3 protein-coding genes and 1 pseudogene are annotated in these 2,879 nt (G+C 55.4%); 1 reads left to right on the forward strand and 3 read right to left on the reverse strand.

Annotated features, from left to right (window positions below):
* Window positions 1–478, reverse strand: a 478-nt coding sequence (locus tag HP459_RS22205) for a LysM peptidoglycan-binding domain-containing protein (RefSeq protein ID WP_171936854.1), incomplete at its 3' end; no start/stop codon positions are given.
* Window positions 479–641: 163 nt separating this feature from the next.
* Here HP459_RS22205 and idi point away from each other — a divergent pair.
* The gene (idi, locus tag HP459_RS22210) at window positions 642–1,184 is read left to right on the forward strand and encodes an isopentenyl-diphosphate Delta-isomerase (RefSeq protein WP_171936855.1); all 543 of its coding nucleotides are present in this window, start codon (window positions 642–644) and stop codon (window positions 1,182–1,184) included.
* A 48-nt stretch (window positions 1,185–1,232) separates the two neighbouring features.
* On the opposite strand, the gene lysS is transcribed toward idi, so the two are convergent.
* Both lysS and prfB read right to left on the reverse strand, forming a co-directional pair.
* Window positions 1,233–2,750, reverse strand: coding sequence for a lysine--tRNA ligase (gene lysS, locus HP459_RS22215; protein WP_022649302.1), 1,518 nt, complete (start codon window positions 2,748–2,750; stop codon window positions 1,233–1,235).
* 9 nt (window positions 2,751–2,759) lie between these two features.
* A pseudogene (gene prfB, locus HP459_RS22220) lies at window positions 2,760–2,879 on the reverse strand (peptide chain release factor 2); the annotation flags it as partial.

The following is a 2,879-nucleotide window of genomic DNA, read 5'->3' on the forward strand; positions in this document are numbered from 1 at the left end:
TTCCGGCCCCTGAAGCGTAAACCGGCGTGCCGCGTGCGGCAGCGATATCAATTCCTTTATTGCCCCCTTCCGAGAGCGAGTACGGCGCAACCACTTTTCCGCTTGCAGGCCAGATCCAGCAGCGCTGACCGACCGGCGGCCAGGATGATTTAGGCACCTGATAGGATGGCGTCACTTTGGCTGTTTTACGCGTTGAGGACTTATTCCCTGAGGAGGAACCGCCGTTAACCTTGAGCTTTTGCCCTATCTCAATGGTATACGGTGGAGAGATATTATTCAGGCGCGCCAGCTCCTTCACGCTGGTCCCCGTGGCACGTGAGATGCGGTAGAGCGTGTCCCCGCGCTTAACGGTATAGACGGCACCGGAATAACTGCCCATATCCGAAGATTTACTCCCCGAGCATCCTGCTACAAGTAGCGTCAGCGTCAGGCAGAAAACGGCAATGATCGGGTTTCTCGTCAGGCTTCCTGCAAACAAAACAGCTCCTCGGTCAGCGTGAATGGCGCACTATGATAGCAGCCCAAACTGATGCGGGTCATGCCCTTTTCCGCTCTGTGGGCCAAACCGTTCGCATAAGAATGCAGTATAATAATTCCGCTGATGGTGCTGAACCATTAAGCATTATGGCACTGGAGCATCAATGAGTATTCAAGAACACGTTATTTTGGTAAATGACCAGGGAAAGGTGATTGGCACTCAGGAGAAGTACGCCGCGCACACGTCACACACCCCGCTACACCTGGCCTTCTCTTCATGGCTGTTTAACGCTAACGGAGAATGTCTGATTACCCGGCGCGCCTTAAGTAAAAAAGCCTGGCCCGGCGTGTGGACCAACTCCGTTTGCGGACATCCACAGGCCGACGAAGCGACAGAGCAGGCGATTATCCGCCGCTGCCGCTTTGAAGTCGGCGCCGAAATCACCGACATCACCCCCGTTGCCCCGGAGTTCCGCTACCGTGAAGCCGACCCTTCAGGGATCGTTGAAAACGAAATCTGCCCGGTCTATGCCGCCCGCGTAACGAATACCCTCGCAATCAATAGCGACGAAGTGATGGAGTATCAGTGGGTGGAGCTGGACGCGCTCTTCCGCGCGCTGGACGCCACACCGTGGGCATTTAGTCCGTGGATGGTGCAGGAAGCGAACACTGCGCGCGAAAAACTCAGCGCTTTTGCGGCGCAATAAAAAAGCCCCGGCGATGAACGCACGGGGCTTTTTTTACGACTTAACGGCTTATTTCACCGGACGCATCGCCGGGAACAGGATCACGTCGCGGATGGTGTGGCTGTTGGTGAACAGCATCACCATACGGTCGATACCAATACCCAGGCCAGCCGTCGGCGGCAGGCCGTGTTCCAGCGCGGTTACGTAGTCTTCGTCGAAGAACATCGCTTCGTCGTCGCCTGCCGCTTTCGCGTTAACCTGATCCTGGAAACGCTGCGCCTGATCTTCTGCATCGTTCAGCTCGCTAAAGCCGTTACCGATTTCGCGGCCACCGATGAAGAATTCGAAGCGGTCAGTGATTTCCGGGTTCTCGTCATTACGACGCGCCAGCGGAGACACTTCCGCCGGGTATTCGGTGATGAAGGTCGGCTGAATCAGGTGCGCTTCGGCCACTTCTTCGAAGATCTCGGTCACGATACGGCCCAGACCCCAGCTCTTCTCAACCTTAATACCGATGCTTTCAGCGATCGCTTTCGCAGAGTCGAAGTTATCCAGATCCGCCATATTGGTTTCCGGACGGTATTTCTTGATCGCTTCGCGCATGGTCAGTTTTTCGAACGGCTTGCCGAAGTCGAACACTTCTTCACCGTAAGGGACCTGCGTGGTGCCCAGAATATCCTGCGCCAGGGTGCGGAACAGGGATTCGGTCAGCTCGATCAGATCTTTGTAATCCGCATACGCCATATAAAGTTCCATCATGGTGAACTCTGGGTTATGACGTACGGAGATGCCTTCGTTACGGAAGTTACGGTTGATCTCAAACACGCGGTCGAAACCACCTACCACCAGACGCTTCAGGTACAGTTCCGGCGCGATACGCAGGTACATGTCCAGGTCCAGGGCGTTGTGATGGGTGATGAACGGACGGGCAGAGGCACCGCCTGGGATCACCTGCATCATCGGGGTTTCTACTTCCATAAAGTCGCGGTTAACCATGAACTGGCGAATACCGGCCATGATCTGGGAGCGAATTTTGAAGGTCTTACGGGATTCATCATTAGAGATGAGATCCAGGTAGCGCTGACGATAGCGCGCTTCCTGATCCTGCAAACCGTGGAACTTGTCCGGCAGCGGGCGCAGGGCTTTGGTCAGCAGACGCAGCTCGGTGCAGTGGATAGACAGTTCACCGGTCTTGGTTTTGAACAGTTTACCTTTAGCGCCCAGGATGTCGCCCAAGTCCCACTTCTTGAACTGCTCGTTATAGATGCCTTCCGGCAGGTCGTCACGAGAGACATACAGCTGAATGCGGCCGCCAACGTCCTGTAAGGTCACGAAGGAGGCTTTACCCATGATACGACGGGTCATCATGCGGCCCGCCACGGACACTTCAACGTTCAGCGCTTCAAGCTCTTCGTTCTCTTTACCGTCGAAGTCTGCGTGCAGTTGGTCTGAGGTGTGGTCACGACGAAAATCGTTCGGGAACGGCACGCCCTGCTCGCGCAGCGCTGCCAGCTTCTCGCGGCGGGTTTTCAGTTCGTTGTTAAGATCGACTACCGCGTCAGCGCCCTGTGATTGTTGTTCAGACATGTTGGTTCCTCATAACCCTGCTTTCAAACTTGCTTCGATAAATTGATCCAGGCTGCCGTCCAGCACCGCCTGCGTGTTACGGGTTTCAACCCCAGTACGCAGGTCTTTGATGCGGGAGTCATCAAGGAC

Source organism: Enterobacter sp. CM29 (assembly GCF_013179605.1).
GTDB lineage: Bacteria > Pseudomonadota > Gammaproteobacteria > Enterobacterales > Enterobacteriaceae > Enterobacter > Enterobacter intestinihominis.

Excerpts from the sequence above, each read along its gene's own strand:
- idi (WP_171936855.1), top strand. The coding sequence starts at position 642 with ATGAGTATTCAAGAACACGTTATTTTGGTAAATGACCAGGGAAAGGTG.
- lysS (WP_022649302.1), bottom strand. The coding sequence starts at position 2,750 with ATGTCTGAACAACAATCACAGGGCGCTGACGCGGTAGTCGATCTTAAC.